At 40.5% G+C, this 20,327-nt stretch carries 16 protein-coding genes; 1 reads left to right on the top strand and 15 read right to left on the bottom strand.

Going from position 1 to position 20,327, the window contains the following annotated elements; translation table 11 throughout:
• Window positions 1–71: 71 nt before the first annotated feature.
• Window positions 72–2,783: a preprotein translocase subunit SecA gene (secA, locus tag V3224_RS11800; RefSeq protein WP_334470666.1), complete on the bottom strand. Its 2,712-nt coding sequence runs from the start codon at window positions 2,781–2,783 to the stop codon at window positions 72–74.
• A gap of 134 nt (window positions 2,784–2,917) precedes the next feature.
• Window positions 2,918–3,421: a secA translation cis-regulator SecM gene (gene secM / locus V3224_RS11795; RefSeq protein WP_334470664.1), complete on the bottom strand. Its 504-nt coding sequence runs from the start codon at window positions 3,419–3,421 to the stop codon at window positions 2,918–2,920.
• 34 nt (window positions 3,422–3,455) lie between these two features.
• On the opposite strand from secM, the gene V3224_RS11790 reads away from it, so the two are divergent.
• Complete coding sequence (locus tag V3224_RS11790) at window positions 3,456–3,974, top strand: DUF721 domain-containing protein (protein WP_334470662.1); 519 nt, start codon at window positions 3,456–3,458, stop codon at window positions 3,972–3,974.
• A 290-nt stretch (window positions 3,975–4,264) separates the two neighbouring features.
• Here the strand turns inward: V3224_RS11790 and lpxC are convergent, their stop codons facing one another.
• The 13 genes from lpxC to ftsI form a co-directional block, all read right to left on the bottom strand.
• Window positions 4,265–5,182 (bottom strand): UDP-3-O-acyl-N-acetylglucosamine deacetylase, encoded by a 918-nt coding sequence (gene lpxC / locus V3224_RS11785; RefSeq protein WP_334470903.1) that lies wholly within the window; start codon window positions 5,180–5,182, stop codon window positions 4,265–4,267.
• 96 nt (window positions 5,183–5,278) lie between these two features.
• A complete protein-coding gene (gene ftsZ / locus V3224_RS11780) occupies window positions 5,279–6,445 on the bottom strand; it encodes a cell division protein FtsZ (protein WP_334470660.1) in 1,167 nt (388 codons plus the stop codon).
• A gap of 54 nt (window positions 6,446–6,499) precedes the next feature.
• On the bottom strand, window positions 6,500–7,756 hold the full coding sequence (ftsA, locus tag V3224_RS11775) for a cell division protein FtsA (RefSeq protein ID WP_334470658.1): 1,257 nt from the start codon (window positions 7,754–7,756) through the stop codon (window positions 6,500–6,502).
• Between the two features lie 49 nt (window positions 7,757–7,805).
• Window positions 7,806–8,603, bottom strand: coding sequence for a cell division protein FtsQ (gene ftsQ / locus V3224_RS11770; RefSeq protein ID WP_180816748.1), 798 nt, complete (start codon window positions 8,601–8,603; stop codon window positions 7,806–7,808).
• A 1-nt stretch (window position 8,604) separates the two neighbouring features.
• Window positions 8,605–9,525 carry a D-alanine--D-alanine ligase gene (locus V3224_RS11765; protein WP_334470656.1) on the bottom strand — a complete coding sequence of 307 codons (921 nt, stop codon included), beginning with the start codon at window positions 9,523–9,525 and terminating at the stop codon, window positions 8,605–8,607.
• Window positions 9,518–10,951: a UDP-N-acetylmuramate--L-alanine ligase gene (gene murC / locus V3224_RS11760; protein ID WP_442890318.1), complete on the bottom strand. Its 1,434-nt coding sequence runs from the start codon at window positions 10,949–10,951 to the stop codon at window positions 9,518–9,520. Before murC ends, V3224_RS11765 begins: the two co-directional genes overlap by 8 nt.
• Before the next feature lie 103 nt (window positions 10,952–11,054).
• Window positions 11,055–12,122, bottom strand: a complete 1,068-nt coding sequence (murG, locus tag V3224_RS11755) for an undecaprenyldiphospho-muramoylpentapeptide beta-N-acetylglucosaminyltransferase (protein ID WP_334470654.1) — start codon at window positions 12,120–12,122, stop codon at window positions 11,055–11,057.
• Window positions 12,119–13,309 carry a cell division protein FtsW gene (ftsW, locus tag V3224_RS11750; protein WP_180816745.1) on the bottom strand — a complete coding sequence of 397 codons (1,191 nt, stop codon included), beginning with the start codon at window positions 13,307–13,309 and terminating at the stop codon, window positions 12,119–12,121. Before ftsW ends, murG begins: the two co-directional genes overlap by 4 nt.
• A complete protein-coding gene (gene murD / locus V3224_RS11745) occupies window positions 13,306–14,619 on the bottom strand; it encodes a UDP-N-acetylmuramoyl-L-alanine--D-glutamate ligase (RefSeq protein WP_334470899.1) in 1,314 nt (437 codons plus the stop codon). The genes ftsW and murD overlap by 4 nt, the downstream gene beginning before the upstream one ends.
• Before the next feature lie 2 nt (window positions 14,620–14,621).
• Complete coding sequence (gene mraY, locus V3224_RS11740; RefSeq protein WP_334470651.1) at window positions 14,622–15,704, bottom strand: phospho-N-acetylmuramoyl-pentapeptide-transferase; 1,083 nt, start codon at window positions 15,702–15,704, stop codon at window positions 14,622–14,624.
• Entirely contained in the window at window positions 15,698–17,080 is a 1,383-nt protein-coding gene (gene murF / locus V3224_RS11735) for a UDP-N-acetylmuramoyl-tripeptide--D-alanyl-D-alanine ligase (RefSeq protein WP_334470649.1), read from the bottom strand. The genes mraY and murF overlap by 7 nt, the downstream gene beginning before the upstream one ends.
• Complete coding sequence (gene murE, locus V3224_RS11730) at window positions 17,077–18,564, bottom strand: UDP-N-acetylmuramoyl-L-alanyl-D-glutamate--2,6-diaminopimelate ligase (RefSeq protein WP_334470647.1); 1,488 nt, start codon at window positions 18,562–18,564, stop codon at window positions 17,077–17,079. Before murE ends, murF begins: the two co-directional genes overlap by 4 nt.
• Entirely contained in the window at window positions 18,551–20,320 is a 1,770-nt protein-coding gene (gene ftsI / locus V3224_RS11725) for a peptidoglycan glycosyltransferase FtsI (protein ID WP_334470645.1), read from the bottom strand. Before ftsI ends, murE begins: the two co-directional genes overlap by 14 nt.
• Between the last annotated feature and the right edge of the window lie 7 nt (window positions 20,321–20,327).

Here is a 20,327-nt window from a genome sequence, read left to right as displayed (position 1 = left end):
TTTTTGAAGTTTACAGTAAAAGAGCGGATATATTTTCCGCTCCTGTTTTTAATTGTTTTAGCAACTGAGCTTTAACCTAAGCTACCATGACAATGCTTATATTTTTTACCTGAGCCACATGGACAAGGTTCATTACGACCAATTTTATGGCCTTGGGCCGCCATTTGAGCTTCTGTTTTTGACATCAATGCTTCATTTTCAATTTCATGGCTCAGGTGCTGCTTTTTCATAAGACGTTCTGCCTCTTCACGTCTTTGCTGATCAAGTATAGATACTTCCTCTGGTAATCGAACTTCTACTTTGCTTAATGTGCTAATTACTTCATATTTCAGAGTTTCTAGCATATTGGCAAACATACCAAATGACTCGCGCTTATATTCCTGTTTTGGATCTCTTTGTGCGTAGCCTCGTAAATGAATACCCTGACGCAAATAATCCATTGCAGCCAAATGCTCTTTCCATAATGTATCAAGAGTTTGTAACATGATGCCCTTCTCAAAATTACGCATCATCTCACTACCTACAATTGTCTCTTTTTCCTTATAAGCTGCAACCGTTTTTTCTAGAATACGTGCACGCAAAGTTTCTTCATGTAATTCGGATTCTTTATCCAACCATTCTTGAACAGGTAATTCTAAACTAAAATCGTTGCTTAATCGTTTTTGTAAACCATCAATATCCCACATTTCTTCCAAAGATTGGGGAGGGATATAAGCATCAATAGTTACGGTTATAACATCTTCACGAATACTGTCAATCGTTTCACTAACATCACCACCATCTAATAAATCATTGCGCTGTGAATAGATAGCTCGACGCTGATCGTTAGCAACATCATCATATTCCAAAAGTTGTTTTCGAATATCAAAGTTACGGCTTTCAACCTTACGTTGTGCATTAGCAATTGCTTTCGTTACCCAAGGATGTTCAATCGCTTCACCAGGTTTCATACCCAATTTACGCATCATTCCTGCCACTCGATCAGAGGCAAAAATACGCATCAAAGAATCTTCCATTGAAAGATAAAAACGGGATGAACCGGGATCACCTTGGCGTCCAGACCGCCCACGTAATTGGTTATCAATACGACGGGATTCATGGCGTTCTGTACCAATGATATGTAAACCACCACCAGCAATTACCGCTTCATGCCGCTCTTGCCATGCTGTCTTTATTTTATCAATTTGCTCCTGACTAGCGTCCTCTAGTTTATTGATTTCTGCTTGCCAGCTGCCTCCTAATACAATATCTGTACCTCGCCCCGCCATATTAGTTGCAATAGTCACTGAACCTGCCTGCCCGGCTTCAGCAATAATATCTGCTTCCATTGCATGGAACTTAGCATTTAAAACATTGTGTGCAATTTTAGCTTTAGTTAGTTCCTGAGAAATTAGCTCTGATTTTTCGATTGAAATAGTACCTACTAATACCGGTTGGCCTCGGCTAGTACATTCACGAATATCATCAATAATGGCAGCAAATTTGTCCGCTTCAGTCATATAAACTAAATCAGGTAAATCATTACGGATCATCGGACGATTAGTTGGAATAACAATTGTGTCCAATTTATAGATAGATCTAAATTCGAAAGCTTCTGTATCAGCAGTACCGGTCATACCGGCGAGTTTTTCGTATAGCCGAAAATAATTTTGGAAGGTAATTGATGCCAATGTTTGATTCTCATTTTGTATTTCAACACCTTCTTTTGCCTCAACGGCTTGATGCAATCCATCTGACCAACGGCGTCCTTCCATTGTCCGTCCAGTATGTTCATCAACAATAATAATCTGACCGTCTTTAACAATATAATCTACGTCCCGACTGAAAAGTGCATGAGCACGTAGGGCAGCCATGACATGGTGCATAAGCATAATATTAGCTGGAGAATATAATGACTCCCCCTCTTCCATTAAATTCGCTTTCGCTAATAATTGCTCAATTAATTCTAATCCACGTTCTGTCAATGTAACTTGACGTGATTTTTCATCAACAGAAAAATGACCTTCTCCTTGAAAAGTGTCTGAATCTTCTTTTTCTTGCTGCTTAAGATTAGGGATTAGTTTATCCACCTTTTTGTATAGATCTGAACTATCTTCTGCCGGTCCTGAAATAATCAATGGGGTACGAGCTTCATCAATTAAAATAGAATCAACCTCATCGACTAATGCATAATGGAGTTTACGCTGCACACGCTCTTCCGGACTAAAAGCCATGTTGTCACGCAGATAATCAAAACCATATTCATTATTAGTCCCATAGGTAATATCTGCGGCATAGGCTTCACGCTTCAATGTAGCAGGCATACAGGGTAAATTAATACCGACTGTCATACCAAGAAATTCAAACAATAGCCGATTATTTTCTGCATCACGCTTAGCTAAATAGTCGTTTACAGTAACAATATGGACACCCTTACCCGTTAAAGCATTTAAATATGCAGGTAATGTAGATGTTAATGTTTTTCCTTCACCAGTACGCATCTCTGCAATACAGCGCTCATTGAGTACCATCCCCCCTAGCAACTGAACATCAAAATGCCGCATATTAAATACCCGTTTACTGGCTTCGCGAACGGTGGCAAACGCCTCTGGGATTAAATCATCTAATGTTGCACCTGATTTAAGGCGCTGGCGAAATTCATCAGTCTTGGCTTTAAGTTCTTGGTCGGAAAATTTTTCAAATTCAGGCTCTAACTGATTAATAATATCAACAAATTTACCTAAACGACGTAAAGTACGATCATTACGACTACCAAAAATTTTTGTTAGTAACTTAGTTAACATAAATATTTTTTCTCAATTAAGGCGGTGTTCTTGTTAGAATCCGCCTATATTATCTATTTTCAACCAATATAATTAATATATTCAGTTGAACAATGGTTGCTATAAGAATCAACGAAAAGTCTATGAAATTTGTGTTAAGGCCCAGCTCGAATACCCTGACCCCAAGCAACCCATAGCGCAGTTTGGTAGGTAACGTGGTAAGAAGATTGTGTTAATAAATAGCTGAAATTTTGCTCATTTGGATGAAAAACACTCAAATTAATCATAGAGTAAAGAGTGTCAGGCATATTATAAAGCGAAATTGGTTTGTTGTGCGCACTTAAGTTGGCATCCAGCTGCTTTTGTGTCTCTTGGGCTGAAAAAACAAAAGTCAGCTGACGAATCATATTACGTAAAGCATGCTGATGCCAATAATTTGCGCCACAATTATAAAAAATACGATATTTACTGGCAGCTATTAGATGATCTAATGCTAAATTTTGCTGATAATGGGGTAATAACTGGCTAGTATGTGACATATTTTCAGTCACTTTTGCCAAAGTTGTAGGTATACCAATACTAGCCGTTACAATACCTAATAGCAGGTGCGGCCAAAAATATCGTTTACCAAAATGTCGACAAAGATCTAATATATTCATTAAATATCATATAATATAAGAGTTGGAGTAAAAAATGCGCGATAGTTATCCCCAATCTTTAAATATTTTGTTAAAAGAGAGCAACCTTGAGTCCAATACCTTACAAACGATTCAACAGCGCGCGCAGGCATTAATTAAACTCAATAATACTGTTATCAGCCTACTTCCTATCGAGTTAAAGGTTTGGTGTCGAGTCGCTAATTATCGTCAGCATATTCTTATTCTAGAAGTTACAAATGCTAGCCGAAAAGTACGACTAAACTATGAACTTCCTACGCTACTCTCAACATTACGTAACACTATTTTACCATCTTTATCTTCAATCAACATAATGATTAATCCATCATTATCATCTAAAAATTCAAAAAATTGCTTATCATTTCAGCAAATAGCTATAAAACCATCAAAACAGATAATAAGCCAGCTAAGCAAAGAAAGTGCAAAGACAATTCGTAACCTAGCAAAAAGAAGTCCAAAAAAACTAAAGGAAAAATTAGAGCGGTTAGCTGCATTGGCCGGAGAGAATACCAAAGCAACTAGCAATAAAGATTAGTGTTGAGTAAAAAGCATCAACGAAAGTAACGTAAGAGAGACACGAGTTTCGCACAGGCATATAAAATTCTAGAAATGGCTTAAAAGCAATGATCAATCTGCAAGTTACTAAAACACATGAATTTTCTTAAATTACAATAAGTTGTATTTGATTTATAAGGTTTTATCTATTTATATATTATGCTGAATTAAACTTAAAAATAGCGCGTTTTTTTATTGGTGCGAAACTCGTGAGAGAGAATAATCCACTGATGTACCATAGTTAGAATATCCTGCTTAAAATAATATATCTCAGATTATTATTGTCGAAGGTGTTTTAAATGCGACTGGCATTTCAGATTCATCTTCAAACGTCACCATATCCCAAGCAGATTCCGTCGCTAAAACAGCCTGCAATAATTTGTTATTCAATGCATGGCCTGATTTATACGCGGTAAAAGCACCAATGATATTATGACCACACATAAATAAATCACCAATAGCATCTAGCGTTTTATGACGCACAAATTCATCTTCAAAACGCAAGCCATCTTCATTTAATACGCGATAATCATCAACAACAATCGCACAATCAAAGCTACCGCCCAAACATAACCCTTTAGATTGTAAATACTCAATATCACGCATGAAGCCAAACGTACGCGCACGGCTAATATCTCTAACAAAAGATTTTGCCGAAAAATCTAGTTTATAACGTTGAGTACTACTATTAATAACAGGATGATTGAAATCGATAGTGAAATCTAAGCTAAATCCGTTATAAGGTGCTAGTTCAGCCCATTTATCACCATCTGTAACTCGGACACTCTCTTTAATACGAAGAAATTTCTTGGCGCTGTTTAACTCTTCAATGCCTGCATCTAACAATAAAAATACAAAAGGCGCAGCACTTCCATCCATTATTGGAATTTCTGGTGCATCTACCTCAATGATAATATTGTCAATTCCTAGCGCTGCCAATGCAGCATTCAGATGTTCTACCGTTGAAATACGTACATCATCTTCATTGACCAAGCAGGTACATAGCATAGTATCACGTACCGATTTTGCCTCAGCCGGGAAATCAACCGGTGGATTTAAATCTGTACGGCGGTAGATGACCCCGGTATTGGCCGGTGCTGGACGCAATGCTAAAGTGACTTTCTTGCCAGTATGTAAACCGACGCCCGTCGCTTGAACAATACGTTTTAGTGTCCTTTGTTTGATGATCATTTTCTCTCACATCGTTAACAGTCTTGCTAATCCTCACTCCAGGATTAGCAAGATATTTTAGCACAAAAAGCAGAGAAACCAATCAATTGTTAACTAATCAGCCTGTTTTCTTAAAAAAGCTGGAATATCAAGATAGTCCGGCTCTTTATTTGATTGCATATTTTGCTCATTCACCACTTTAGCAGCAGATTTTTCCTCCGTTAACGGCGTCATAGCCGGCATTGAGCCTTGCATCTGCTGATAACGCTGCTCTAGCGATGATTTTTGGGCTGTTTTGTTAGTAACCAATGTGATTTCTGGCCGCTTATCCATACCAATTCCTGTAGCAACCACGGTCACCCGTAACTCATCATTCATTTCAGGATCCAGTGAAGTACCGATAACAACTGTTGCATTATCAGAGGCAAATGCACGAATGGTATTACCCACTGTTTCAAATTCATCAAGCCGTAAATCAAAACCTGCGGTAATATTAACTAATACACCACGAGCGCCCGATAAATCGATATCTTCCAATAAGGGGCTGGAAATTGCCATTTCTGCCGCTTCCTCAGCTCGATCTTCACCTCGTGCTAAGCCTGATCCCATCATAGCATAACCCATTTCAGACATGACGGTACGAACATCTGCAAAATCGACATTCATTAAACCTGGACGAGTAATCAGCTCAGCAATGCCTTGAACCGCGCCTTTCAACACATCATTGGCGGCACCGAATGCATCTAGCAAAGAAATACCGCGTCCAAGCACTTTTAATAATTTATCATTCGGAATGGTAATCAAGGAATCAACATGCTTAGACAGTTCTGAGATCCCTGTTTCAGCAAATGCCATGCGTTTTTTACCTTCAAAGTTGAAAGGTTTGGTCACAACCGCTACCGTCAGTATACCAAGCTCTTTAGCAACTTCGGCTACAACAGGGGCTGCGCCGGTGCCCGTACCACCACCCATACCAGCAGCAATAAAGACCATATCTGCCCCATCAAGCGCATTGCGCAAGGCTTCACGATCTTCTTCAGCAGCATTACGACCAACTTCAGGATTCGCTCCTGCTCCCAAGCCTTTAGTAATACCATTGCCGATCTGAATAGTTTGTCCTACTGCTGTTTTACGTAATGCCTGAGCATCTGTATTAACAGCAAAGAATTCAACACCTTCGATGCGTTCACGCACCATGTGTTCAACGGCATTGCCACCGCCACCGCCAACGCCGATGACTTTAATCACCGCGTCATTGGTTAATTCCATTGGTTCAAACATAATCTCTCTCCGTTTTGTGCCTTATATAGAAGCGAAGATTTGCTTCTTACAAAATTAAAATTCTTTTCTCAGCCAACTAGTGATTTTATGAAACCAACTACTCACTGATGTACGCTTATCCATTTCGGCTTCATTCCCAAGATGAGTCTGTTTGCCGTAATGCAGAAGCCCGACAGCTGTGGAGTAATAAGGCTCCTGGGCATAGTCCGTTAAACCAGTTATATTTAATGGCTTACCGATGCGTACCTGAGTATGGAATACTCTTTGGGCGCATTCGACTAGACCATCAATTTGAGCACCGCCTCCTGTTAAGACAATACCCGCTGCCAGATGATGTTTAACACCTTGCTGACGTAATTGTTCTTGCAATTTCAAAATCTCGTCATTTACTAAGTTTAGCAACTCTGTGTAACGTGGCTCGATAACTTCAGCTAATGTTTGACGTTGTAAACTTCTTGGCGGCCGCCCACCTACACTTGGTACCTCAACATTTTCGTCTTTACTAACAATAGTACCTAATGCGCATCCATGGCGAACTTTTATTGTTTCCGCATCACTAGGGGGAGTACCAAATGCATAAGCAATATCACTTGTCACGACATTACCAGCATAAGGTATAACCTTGGTATGGCGCAGTGCACCGCCAGTATAAACGGCTATGTCCATAGTTCCTCCGCCAATATCGACGACACATACCCCCAATTCACGTTCATCTTCCGTTAAAACGGAATAACTTGACGCTAAACCGGCAAAAATTAATTGATCTACTTTTAAACCACAACGTTCAACTGCTTTGACAATATTTTTGGCCATATCATTATGGCAAGTAATTAGATGTACCTTAGCTTGCATACGTACACCTGAAAGTCCTACTGGATTTTTAATTCCTTCTTGATAATCAATCGCATATTCTTGTGGTATAACGTGTAAAATTCTATGCTCATCACGGACCCGGACAGATTTAGCAGTATGAACTACGCTATCTACGTCATCTTGAGTAACTTCATCCTCAGAAATAGGCACCATACCTATTTCATTTTGGCAACTAACGTGCTTGCCAGAAAGCGCCAGATAAACCGATGATATTTGGCAATCCGCCATCAATTCTGCTTGATCAATAGCTCGCTGCACACATTTAACGACTGATTCCAAATCATTCACACCGCCTTTATCCATCCCTCGAGATGGACAATTGCCGACACCAATAATATTTACCATCCTATCAGGCAGAATTTCACCAACCAGCGCAGAAACCTTGGAAGTTCCAATTTCAAGACCAACTACTAATTTTCTGTCCGTCGTTTTAATCATCGTTAATTTGCCTGTATCTGATCAATCAGCAGTCTCAAACTATTTCAATTCAGTGTGTAACAGGTTCGGCTAAAAGTGGTAACCAACCTACCGCAGCACCGCTACCATATCGCAAATCTATATATCCAATACGTTTATCTGTCACTTGTTTTAATAGTGGATAAAGCTCAACAAAACGGTTTAATCTTTCTTTAATATCCTGTTTACCGATATTTAATCGAATATCATTCGCTAAAACTAATTGCCACGCGCGTCGTGCAGTCATTGATACTGACTTAATGCTAAAATTATGTGGCGCTAGTTGCTTTTGCATAACACGATACATCTCTAATACTTCTTGCTGGCTGCCTTGTGGACCATATAGCATTAGGAAATTACCTTTAACATTTAGTAACGCTGGTAAGCTAAAAACAGAGCCTTCTGCATTAATAAAAAAGGTATCATTCCATTTGGCATAAGGCTTATATTCCACTAAATGAATTTTTAGTTCATCCGGCCATTGTTTACGTACCGTAACTTGCCTTATCCATGGCATGGTTTTTATTTGATTCTGGATCGCATTCACATCAATAGTCATAAATGTACCCGGCATACCTAGTGCCAATATTGCTTTTCTAACATTATCATCACGGGTGTAAAGGCGTTCTCCAGTGATCACCAGCTTGGAAATAGGCAATCGATTAACGTCTTTCATCCAATTTAATACCATCCACCCACTCCATATAATAGTACCCAATACTATCAAGAAGAAGATAATGCCTGCCAAATAAGAACCATTACTTCGGCCGCCATCGTTGTGACGCTCTTTAGGCTCTTTATTATGAACGTTCAATGATGCCTGCGGCATATTACTTAGCCAATTCCAAAATCTTTTTAACTAACTGTGAAAAACTCATTCCTGCTTGTTTGGCAGCCATGGGTACTAAACTATGACCGGTCATTCCCGGTGAGGTATTAATTTCTAATAAATAAAAAATACCATTGTTATCCCTCATGACATCAACGCGTCCCCAACCAGTACAACCAACCGCCTTATAAGCCGCTAACGCTAATTCATTCAATTGTTGTTCTTCTTCAGTTTTCAACCCACTAGGACAAAAATATTGTGTTTCATTAGAGAGATATTTGGCATCATAATCATAAAAAACGCCTACCGGTTGAATACGAATCGAAGGCAGTACCTGCTCCCCTACAATTGCCACGGTATATTCAGGCCCATTTAGCCATTTCTCAATCAGCACATCTTTGTCATAACGAAAAGCAAACTCGAGCGCTATTCTTAATTCAGGCAAAGTGGTTACTTTACTCATACCAACGCTTGAACCTTCAAGACTTGGCTTCACAATAAGCGGTAAGCCCAAATGATAAGCAGACTCAAAAAGCATTTCATCTGACATCATTGCTAACTGTTGCTTCTCCAGTGCTATATAGGGTGCAATCGGTAAACCTATCCCCGTCCATAACTGCTTAGTACGTAGCTTGTCCATCGAAAGTGATGAAGCTAAAACACCACTACCGGTATAGGGTAAACCTAAAAATTCTAAAACCCCTTGCACCGTGCCATCTTCACCACCGCGTCCATGTAAAGCAATAAAAACTCTATTATAACCAGCTTCTTTTAATTTGATGACAGCAAAATCTTTAATATCAACTGGATAGGCATCTATTCCAGCATCACGCAAACCATTTACTACCGCCTCACCAGATTGCAGTGACACCTCTCTTTCGGCTGAATTTCCGCCTAAAAGCACGGCAACTTTATCAGCCATGATCCTTTCCCTCATTTGTTAGCATTGGCCGTAAATCTGTGTCAGCCAAATTACGTGCTATCTTGCCGATATTACCAGCTCCCTGTATAAGTATCAGGTCGTTATCTTCGATAATTTGTGCTAATGTTTCGCTAATTTGCTCATGTTCAGCGGCAAAAATAGGATCCAATTTGCCTCGATTGCGGATTGTCCGACATAATGAGCGACTATCTGCACCAGGAATAGGCTCCTCTCCTGCCGGATAGACATCTAGCATTATCAATACATCAACCTGCTCTAAAATATTGGCAAAATCATCATATAAATCACGCGTGCGAGTATATCTGTGAGGTTGAAAAACCATCACGATACGTTTATCTGGCCATCCTTCTTTTGCTGCTTTAATAGTAGCATTAACTTCTGTTGGATGGTGACCATAATCATCCACCAGCATAACGCTACCTTTTTTGCCATTAACTTCAGCTAAAGGGAAATTACCTAAGAAATCAAAACGTCGACCCGTGCCTTGAAATTTTTCTAGCCCAGTCAAAATAGCACTATCATCAATTCCTTCTTCCGTCGCTACCGCAATAGCCGCAGTTGCATTTAATGCATTATGACGACCTGGTGCATTCAAGATAAACGCTAAATCAGTTCGGTTTTCTCGCGCTACAGTAAAGAAACCTTGATTGCCTCGTTGTTCATAGGATTTAATGCGCACATCTGCGTCATCACTAAAACCATAAGTGGTAATATAACGACCTATTTGCGGTAACAGTGAACGCACCACAGGATCATCGATACATAATATTGCTCGACCATAAAATGGCAGATTATGTAAGAAACTAATGAAAGTCTGTTTTAATTTCTCAAAATCACCATCATAAGTCTCCATGTGATCTGCTTCTATATTTGTTATAACAGCAACTAGTGGTTGTAAATGTAAGAAAGAAGCGTCACTCTCATCGGCTTCTGCAATTAAATAGCGGCTAGTCCCTAGACGTGCATGAACTCCTGCTGCTTTCACTAATCCGCCATTGATAAAAGTTGGATCTAACCCTGCTTGCGCATAGATGCTGGCAATCATTGCGGTAGTCGTTGTTTTGCCATGGGTTCCTGCGATAGCAATTCCATGACGAAAACGCATTAATTCAGCCAACATTTCAGCGCGTCGAATGACCGGAATACGAGCTTCGCGTGCTGCAATAATTTCTGGATTATCGGCAGCGATTGCCGTAGATACGACAACAACGCAAGCATTTGCAACATTCTCTGGTCGGTGATTAAAATAAATTTTTGCGCCAAGCTCTATTAATTGCTCAGTAACCGTATTAGGTAACAAATCAGAACCACTAATTTCATAACCTTCGTTAGCCAATACTTCAGCAATACCGCCCATGCCAGCACCACCAATGCCAACAAAATGGATATGCCTAACCCGATGCATTTCAGGCACTGTTGCTCTTAATTTGACTAATTGTTGTGTATTCACTTTACTCTCTTCACTATTTCTATCGCTGATTTCAACATTCTGCAATGTAAAATCGGTTTCATTTAGCAACTTCAATTAAGGTTGCCGCCACACGTTTAGTTGCGTCAGTAATCGATGTCGCTCGTGCTTTTTTTGCCATATCCAATAACTGCGGACGCGACCATTGATTTAATAGATTCACCAACACATCCGTTGAAAATTGCGGCTGCTCAACAATTTTCGCTGCTCCAGCCTTCTCTAACGGTAACGCATTCCAGTACTGTTGCCGATCTTTATGCTGAAAAGGAACAAAAATTGCTGGTAAGCCGGCAGCAGCAACTTCACTTACCGTTAAAGCACCTGCTCGACAGATGATGATATCAGCCCAAGCATAAGCCTCAGCCATATCATCAATAAATTCAGTTACTTTATAATTATCTGATTTACAACATAACTTTTTATATAAAGTTTCCGTCATTTGCTGAGCACCTTTGCCCGCTTGATGCCAAATAGTCACCTTTCCATCTAGTTGAGCGGCTACTTCGGGTAATGTTTGGTTTAAAATTCTTGCCCCTTGACTACCCCCTATCACTAAAATTCGAATAGCGCCATCACGATCAATTAAACGTTCTTCGGGTTCAGGTAAGGCTAATACCGTCTCACGAACTGGGTTTCCGACTACCGTAGCATTAGGGAATGCACTTGGAAATGCTTGTAAAACACGCTTAGCAATTTTAGCTAACCACCGATTGGTTAAACCTGCTACCCCATTTTGCTCATGCAGTACAATTGGAATATTAGATAACCAGGCAGCAATACCGCCTGGGCCAGAAACATATCCTCCCATGCCTAATACGACATCAGGTTGATAACGCTGCATAATCACTTTTGCCTGCTTTATTGATTTAATAATTTTAAACGGAGCTACAAGCAATGCTTTGATACCTTTACCACGTAAACCAGAAATGTTTATAAATTCAATCTCAATGCCATGCTTAGGAACTAAATCTGCCTCCATCCGGTCAGCAGTTCCTAACCAACGAACATCCCAACCTTGTAGCTTTAAATAATTAGCCACTGCCAGTCCGGGAAAAACATGTCCTCCAGTACCGCCTGCCATCACCAGGAGGCGTTTTGGTTGGCTCATTTCGTTCTCCTTACAAATGCTTGTGCTCTCTTAAGGCGTGTTTCAAAATCGATACGTAACAAGATAGCAATGGCAATAAACATAATTAATAAGCTAGAGCCACCATAGCTAATTAACGGTAGTGTCAACCCTTTAGTTGGTAACATTCCGGCTGCAGCGCCAACATTAACCAACGCTTGGAAAGTAAACCAGATACCGATTGAACAGGCTAGATAACCGGAAAAATGTTGCTTTGCATCTAATGCCCGTTTGCCAATCATCATGCTACGAAAAGCAACAAAAAATAACATTAAAAGCACTAACACAACACCGATATAACCAAGTTCTTCCGCTAAAACTGAGAAAATAAAATCAGTATGTGCTTCAGGCAAATATTCTAATTTTTGGATAGAATTACCTAAACCTTGGCCCCATAATTCACCACGCCCAAACGCCATCAAAGATTGTGTTAATTGATAGCCACTGCCAAAAGGATCCGCCCATGGATTGAGAAAAGAGGTTATTCGACGCAAACGATAAGGCTCAAAATAGATCAAGCCAATAACACCTACCGCACAAATAACAATACCGATAATAAACGGTGCTAATCTAGCACCTGCCAGGAATAGCAGTGCTAAAGTTGTCACAACCAGCACAATTACTGTACCTAAATCAGGTTGTAATAGCAGTAAAATAGCCATTAATATTAAAATGCACATCGGTTTGATAAAGCCCAAAAACCGCGTTCTCACCTCATCGGTTTTTCTGACTAAATAACTGGATACATAGCAAAATAAGGCTAATTTTGCGATCTCAGCCGGCTGTATACGGACAATACCGGTATTAATCCAACGAGAAGCTCCATTAACTGAGCTTCCGGCAACCAATACCACTAATAACAATATTAGGGAGGTTATCAATAATAAAAAATTATATTTTTCCCACCACACCATTGGAATATTTAAGACTAATAAAGCTAAACCAAATGATAAAATAAGATAGATAACATCGCGTTTAGCAAAGAAAAAAGGATCTTGCGTTAAACGCTGCCCAACTGGCATCGATGCTGATGTCACCATAATAAAACCAATTATAGCCAGACCTAATGTAAGCCAAACCAAAGTACGATCATAAAGGATCGTATCCAGAACATCGTTATCCGGCTCACCGTTAGCCCAATTTGTTAGTCGTTTGAAGTTAAATATCATTCTTGACCTAACTCCTTTGCTAATTGGCTAAATCTATCACCCCGTTGTTCAAAGTTACGAAATTGGTCGAAGCTAGCACAAGCTGGTGAAAGAAGTACCATATCACCGGCTTTCAATTCCGGTGCGATGGCGCGCAGACATTGCTCCATTGTATCTAGTAACAAACTATTCGGTTTTAATTGTGCCAATTGATAACCATCACGGCCAAAACAACATAATTTAATGTTTTTTGCTGAGATATAGGATTTTAATGGTGAAAAATCTGCTGACTTTCCCTCCCCACCCAATAATAAATAAAGCGTTCCAGCTACTTGTAAACCTTTTAAAGCGGCTTCTGCGCTGCCAACATTCGTTGCTTTAGAATCATTAACCCATTGAATACCTTGATTCTGATGAACTAATTGGCAACGATGAGGCAAGCCTGCATATTGAGTTAATGCCGTTAAACTTGCTTTTCTTGGAATCTTCACCGCATCCGCTAAAGCCAGGGCAGCCGCGCCATTAAGATAGTTATGCTGCCCAACTAACCGTATTTCAGCGGTATCAATAATCGGTTGCCCTTTTATTTGTAGTTCTTGGCAACGTGTATTTAATTGATAATCCCCACTATTAATGCCAAAACTGATACAACGTGCATCACGGCCCAATAGTGGCCAAGTTTGTGGTTCTTGTTCATTAATAATACAAACTTTAGCGCCAGCATAAATTCGTAACTTAGCCGCGCGGTACTGTTCAACACCTGTCGGATACAGATCCATATGATCTTCTGTCACATTTAATATGGTTGCTACCGTAGCCTTTAAACTTGATGTTGTTTCAAGCTGAAAACTAGAAAGCTCTAATACATACAAATCATAATCTTTTGCTAATAATGTCAGCACCGGCGTTCCAATATTGCCACCAACTGCCACTTGCCAATTAGCTGCTTTTGCCATTTCACCAACTAATGCTGTAACCGTACTCTTACCATTAGAACCGGTGATAGCAACTATCGGTTTATCTATTTCACGACAAAAAAGTTCAATATCACCAATAATTTCAATACCTTTATCTGCGGCTTTTTTTAATTCTGGAGTAGCAAGCGAAATACCGGGGCTTGCAACGATCAAATCAGCCGCCATCAACCATTCACTATTCCAACTACCACAGTGGCAGGCGACTTCCGCCGGCAATTTATCCTTACCTGGCGGTGTTATTCTGGTATCAATTACGCGTGGCACAACCTGGCGAGAGAGAAAAAAGTCGATACAAGATAGACCTGTCTGGCCTAACCCGATGATGACAACTTTTTTGCCCTGATAATTAGCCATTATTAACGTACCTTTAATGTTACCAATCCAATCAATACCAGCATTAATGAGATGATCCAAAAACGCACAATGACTCGAGGTTCAGGCCATCCTTTTAATTCGTAATGATGGTGGATCGGCGCCATCCGAAAAATGCGTTGACCACGCAGTTTAAATGATCCAACTTGTAAAATTACCGATAAGGTTTCAACAACAAACACACCCCCCATAATCAGTAATAAAAATTCTTGCCGTAATAAAACCGCAATCGTTCCCAATGCACCGCCTAATGCCAATGAGCCAACATCGCCCATGAAAACTTGCGCAGGATAGGAGTTAAACCATAAAAATCCCAAACCGGCACCAACAATTGCCGTACAAACCACGACTAATTCACCTGCGTGGCTGATATAAGGAATTTTTAAATAGTTGGCAAAATTGAAATTACCCGTTGCCCAAGCCACTAATGCAAAACCTGCCGAAATAAAAACGGTTGGCATAATCGCTAAACCGTCTAGTCCATCAGTTAAATTAACTGCATTACTTGTGCCAACAATAACAAAATAAGTCAGTAAAATATAAAACAGACCAAGTTGTGGCATGACATCTTTAAAAAATGGTACAACCAATTGAGTGACTGCCGTATCTTTACCTGTGCTATATAGAGCAAATGCTATTCCCAAAGCCAATACGGATTGCCAGAAATATTTCCACCGAGCAATCAATCCTCTAGAGTTTTTACGTACCACTTTACGATAATCATCAATAAAGCCAATAACACCATATCCCAATAAAACGGCTAATACGCACCAAACATATGGATTATTTAACCGCGCCCATAGCATGACTGAAATCACAATAGAAGATAAAATCAACACACCGCCCATGGTAGGTGTGCCACGTTTGCAAAAATGCGATTCGGGACCTTCATCACGCACAATCTGACCTATTTGTAATTTTTGCAAATAGGAAATCAAATGGGGCCCCATCCATAGCGCAATCACCAAAGCCGTTAACAAACTGGTAATAGCCCGAAATGTCAAATAGGAGAAAAGATTAAAGCCAGAAAAATATTTAACTAAATATTCGGCTAACCAGACTAACATAAAAAGCACTCCTGTAAGGCGTGTACAACTTCTTCCATTGCTGTACTGCGCGAACCTTTAACTAAAACTGATACCGTTTCGTGTTCTTTTATTAATGGGATCAGTTTTGCAATTAACTCTTTTTTAGAAGCAAAATGCTCACCGCAACCACTCTGTTGACTAATAACGATACTTTGTTGACCAATACTTAACACTCGGTCAAGCTTCATTTGCTGAGTCGCCAAGCCGACTGCTTGATGCCATTTTTCGGTCTGATCGCCTAATTCACTCATATCACCGACCACCAAAATACGGTATCCAGGCATTTGAGATAAAACATCAGCAGCAGCAATCATAGAGCCGGTATTGGCATTGTAGGTGTCATCTAAAATAAGTTTACCGGGCGCTAAATGAATTGGGTATAAACGACCTGATACCGGCTGAACAGCTGCCAATCCAAGCATTATTTGCTCAAGCGTCGCACCAACAGACATAGCTAAAGCACTAGCCGCTAATGCATTAGCAACATTATGTTTACCGGCTAAGGGTAATAATATTGATACAATACCGATTGGTGTATGCAACTCAAATTCGCTACCTATTGATTTCGTGGTAATATTTTCCGCATAAAAATCAGCCTGTTGCTGTTTCTCCATAGAAAAACGCCAAATGGTTTGTTGTTGTTTAAAATAAGATTGCCAATTTTTCCAATCATGGCTAGCCAAATTAATAACTGCCGTTCCTGTTTCCGCTAATCCCTGAAAAATCTCTCCCTTTGCCTTAGCAACACTCGCTAATGAACCAAAACCTTCAAGATGAGCAGCAAATAAATTATTAACCAATACACTATCCGGTCTAACCATATTAGTGGTATAGGCAATTTCACCGATATGATTGGCTCCCATTTCAATCACTGCATACTGGTGCTCTGCCGTCAATCGAAATAACGTTAACGGCACACCAATATCATTATTGAAATTACCTGCAGTAAAAAGTGTTGTACCACATTGTGATAGAATGGCGGCCACCATCTCTTTAACCGAAGTTTTGCCAGAAGAGCCCGTCAGCCCTATAACCTTAGCTTTGCTTTGTGATCGAACCCAAGCGGCTAACTTCCCCATAGCTAAACGCGTATCTTTAACAATAACTTGTGGACAGTGAATAGTTAACGGCCGCTCAACTAATAATGCCGTAGCACCAGCTGCAATAGCCTCTTTAGCAAAATGGTGACCATCAAAATGTTCACCCTTTAAAGCAATAAATAAACCATTAATGGGTTGCTGGCGGCTATTGGTTGTTACCGTATCCAGCCATAAACTCGCTGCCTGCTGATCATTTATTTGCTGTAAAGCACCTTGGGTTACAGTAGCCAATTGCTTCAATGAAATAGGGATCATGCCATCACCCCCAATAGCCGGGCTACCGTCAAGCGATCGGAATAATCGAGCCGACGATCACCAATAATTTGATAATCTTCATGACCTTTACCGGCAATTAATATGACATCATCAGTATCGGCCTGCATAATCGCACTAGTGACCGCTTCCACTCGGCCAACAATCGGCATTGCCCGACCAGCATCAAGAAAACCGCTTAAAATATCATCGATTATGGCTTTTGGCTCTTCACTACGTGGATTATCATCGGTTACTACCACAATATCAGCATACTGTTCAGCCACACTGCCCATTAATGCACGTTTACCCTTGTCTCTATCACCACCACAACCAAATACACACCAAAGTTTGCCACGACAATGGAGACGGAGCGCAATTAATGCTTTTTCGAGTGCATCCGGAGTATGAGCATAATCGACAACAACCGTTGGCCGCCCTGGTGAGGTGAAAACTTCCATTCGTCCACAGACCGGTTGTATGGCATGTGATGATTTTATCACCGTATCAAATGGGTAACCGATAATTAAAAGTGTCGCCATGGCTAACATGACATTATTAACATTAAAAGCCCCCATTAGTGGGCTTTCTAGCGAACTTTTTCCCCAAGTCGAATTAAAATGAATAGTCGCCCCACGATCATGATAATCAACTTGCTCCACTAGCACCCAAGCACCCTGCCAATCAGTAGGTATGCGATCCTCCATCGAAACTGCACATGCTTGTGGCAATCTTGCAAGCCACTGCAAACCGGTATCATCATCTACATTGATAATCTGTTTATCAGATTTATGGCTTGAAAATAATAACCATTTTGCCGCTGCATAATTTTGCATATCACCATGATAATCAAGGTGATCACGACTTAAATTAGTAAACACAGCAGCGGTAAAAGGAATAGCAGCAACCCGACCTTGCACTAAGCCATGGGAGGAAACTTCCATCGCCACTAAGGTTGCCTGCTTGTCAACCAACAACTGCAATTCAGCCTGAACATCAACCGCCGAGCCGGTGGTATTTTCACTAGGTACAATTTGTCCTAATATTCCGTTACCAACCGTGCCCATTATGGCACTGACTTCGCCCAGCCCTTTAGCCCACTGAGCAATTAGCTGAGTAGTGGTTGTTTTACCATTTGTTCCTGTTACACCAATTAATCGCAATTTTGCAGCTGGATGTTGATAAAATTCTCCCGCTAACAGTGATAATTGATTATTCAGATCATTAATATAAATGACAGGGACGCCATGCATATATCGAATCGTTCCAGCTTCTGTCTCGCCTTGTGCTTCAGCAATAATTGCGGCGACACCTTGCCCTATCGCTTGAGAAATATATTGTCGTCCATCTGTTTGATGGCCCTTAATTGCTAAAAATAGGTCTCCTGCCGCTACCTTACGGCTATCAAGCGTCATTTCTCGTAACACCTTATCTGGCGCGTTAACACCCAGTGGTGCAAGTAAATCGCGTAGATTACGATCTGCCACCTGTATCCTCTTTTATCTTGTTAATTACTAATTCATTATCATCTGAGGTCAATGCATCAGGCTCTATATTCATTAAACGTAAAACGCCGCCCATAATGGCTCCAAATACGGGCGCAGAAACAGCACCACCGTAATATTTCCCCGCAGTAGGCTCATTGATAATCACAACCAGGGCATAACGAGGGTTACTTGCTGGTGCTACGCCAGCCGTATAAGCAATATATTGATTAATATAATGGCCATCATTACCAACTTTTTTTGCTGTACCTGTCTTAATTGCTATTTGATAACCCTTCACTGCGGCTCGAACACCACCGCCACCAGGCAATGCAACACTTTCCATCATGCGAACCACCGTCCGCATAATCGCCTCAGGGAAAATACGAGCTCCAGATACCGGCGGATCAACTTTTGTAATTGATAGCGGGCGATAAATACCAAAACTACCAATTGTTGCATAAACTCTCGCTAACTGTAATGGTGTTACCATTAGCCCATAACCAAAAGAAAAGGTGGCCCTTTCAAATTCAGACCACCGCATTTTTTTATTAGGAAAGATGCCACTACTTTCTCCAATTAATCCTAAATTTGTTGGTTTACCCAAACCGAAACGAGCATAAACGTCTACCAGTTCATCGGCAGGCATCGCTAACGCTAACTTTGAAACACCAACATTACTTGATTTTTGTAAAATACCTGTAATCGATAACTCTCTATACCTTGCTACATCTTTAATTTCATGACCACTAATTATATAGGGTTGAGTATTTAACACACTATTGGCTTTGACAATTCCATTATTCAATGCACTAACAATTACCATCGGTTTAACTGTTGATCCAGGTTCAAATACATCGGTGATCGCGCGGTTACGCATCACTTGAGTTGGAGTACCCGCAAGATTATTCGGGTTATAGGAGGGGCTGTTAGCCATCGCCAATACTTCACCCGTATGAACATCGACTAAAATAGCAGTACCCGACTCGGCTTTATTCTCCATTACACTGCGTGTTAATTCACGATAAACCAATGACTGTATGCGTTCGTCAATACTTAATACCAAGTCGTGGGCAACCTGACTATCAATGGAAGAAACATCTTCGATAACTCGCCCATAACGATCTTTACGCACTATCCTTTCGCCTGGAGCCCCAGTTAATAGATAGTTAAAGCTTTTTTCAATTCCTTCAATTCCCTGTCCATCAATATCTGTTACCCCAATTAAATGCGCTGCTACTGGACCAGATGGATAATAGCGACGAGACTCTTTACGCAAATAAATACCGGCTATTTTTAATTTGCTAATATATTCACCAACAGATGGATTCACTTGGCGCGCTAAATAGGCAAACCGACTGTTAGGGTTAAGACTAATTTTATGGTTCACTTGCTCGAGCGGGAGCCTTAGCTCATCCGCTAATACTTGCCAACGTTCATCATTGGTTAATCCACCATTTTCGTAAATTATTTTCGGATCAGCCCAAATAGCATAAACCGGAACACTTACTGCTAGCTGACGCCCCTCACGATCACTTATCATGCCCCGTGCAGCCGTCACTTTCTGAACGCGAAGCGAACGCATATCACCTTCTTTAACAAGCTCTTCCGGGTTAATAACTTGTAGATAAGTAACACGAATAATGAGACCAATTAATGCCAATCCTATGCCCGCACACAATAGCAAGAAACGCCAGCTAACATAGCTAACTTTTTCTTCGTACCGTCTTCTATACTTCACTGAGCGCGCAGGCTTCATGTTGTTT

It is taken from the genome of Arsenophonus sp. PmNCSU2021_1 (genome assembly GCF_036919435.1).
Lineage (GTDB): Bacteria > Pseudomonadota > Gammaproteobacteria > Enterobacterales > Enterobacteriaceae > Arsenophonus > Arsenophonus nilaparvatae.
This window is presented reverse-complemented; position numbering and strand designations above follow the sequence as displayed.

Bases quoted from the DNA above. Each gene is read 5' to 3' on its own strand.
- murF (WP_334470649.1), bottom strand. From the start codon at position 17,080: ATGATCCCTATTTCATTGAAGCAATTGGCTACTGTAACCCAAGGTGCT.
- V3224_RS11765 (WP_334470656.1), bottom strand. From the start codon at position 9,525: ATGGCTGATAAAGTTGCCGTGCTTTTAGGCGGAAATTCAGCCGAAAGA.
- ftsI (WP_334470645.1), bottom strand. From the start codon at position 20,320: ATGAAGCCTGCGCGCTCAGTGAAGTATAGAAGACGGTACGAAGAAAAA.
- secM (WP_334470664.1), bottom strand. From the start codon at position 3,421: ATGAATATATTAGATCTTTGTCGACATTTTGGTAAACGATATTTTTGG.
- ftsA (WP_334470658.1), bottom strand. From the start codon at position 7,756: ATGATTAAAACGACGGACAGAAAATTAGTAGTTGGTCTTGAAATTGGA.
- murC (WP_442890318.1), bottom strand. From the start codon at position 10,951: ATGCATCGGGTTAGGCATATCCATTTTGTTGGCATTGGTGGTGCTGGC.
- mraY (WP_334470651.1), bottom strand. From the start codon at position 15,704: ATGTTAGTCTGGTTAGCCGAATATTTAGTTAAATATTTTTCTGGCTTT.
- V3224_RS11790 (WP_334470662.1), top strand. From the start codon at position 3,456: ATGCGCGATAGTTATCCCCAATCTTTAAATATTTTGTTAAAAGAGAGC.
- murD (WP_334470899.1), bottom strand. From the start codon at position 14,619: ATGGCTAATTATCAGGGCAAAAAAGTTGTCATCATCGGGTTAGGCCAG.
- ftsW (WP_180816745.1), bottom strand. From the start codon at position 13,309: ATGATATTTAACTTCAAACGACTAACAAATTGGGCTAACGGTGAGCCG.
- secA (WP_334470666.1), bottom strand. From the start codon at position 2,783: ATGTTAACTAAGTTACTAACAAAAATTTTTGGTAGTCGTAATGATCGT.
- murG (WP_334470654.1), bottom strand. From the start codon at position 12,122: ATGAGCCAACCAAAACGCCTCCTGGTGATGGCAGGCGGTACTGGAGGA.
- ftsZ (WP_334470660.1), bottom strand. From the start codon at position 6,445: ATGTTTGAACCAATGGAATTAACCAATGACGCGGTGATTAAAGTCATC.
- ftsQ (WP_180816748.1), bottom strand. From the start codon at position 8,603: ATGCCGCAGGCATCATTGAACGTTCATAATAAAGAGCCTAAAGAGCGT.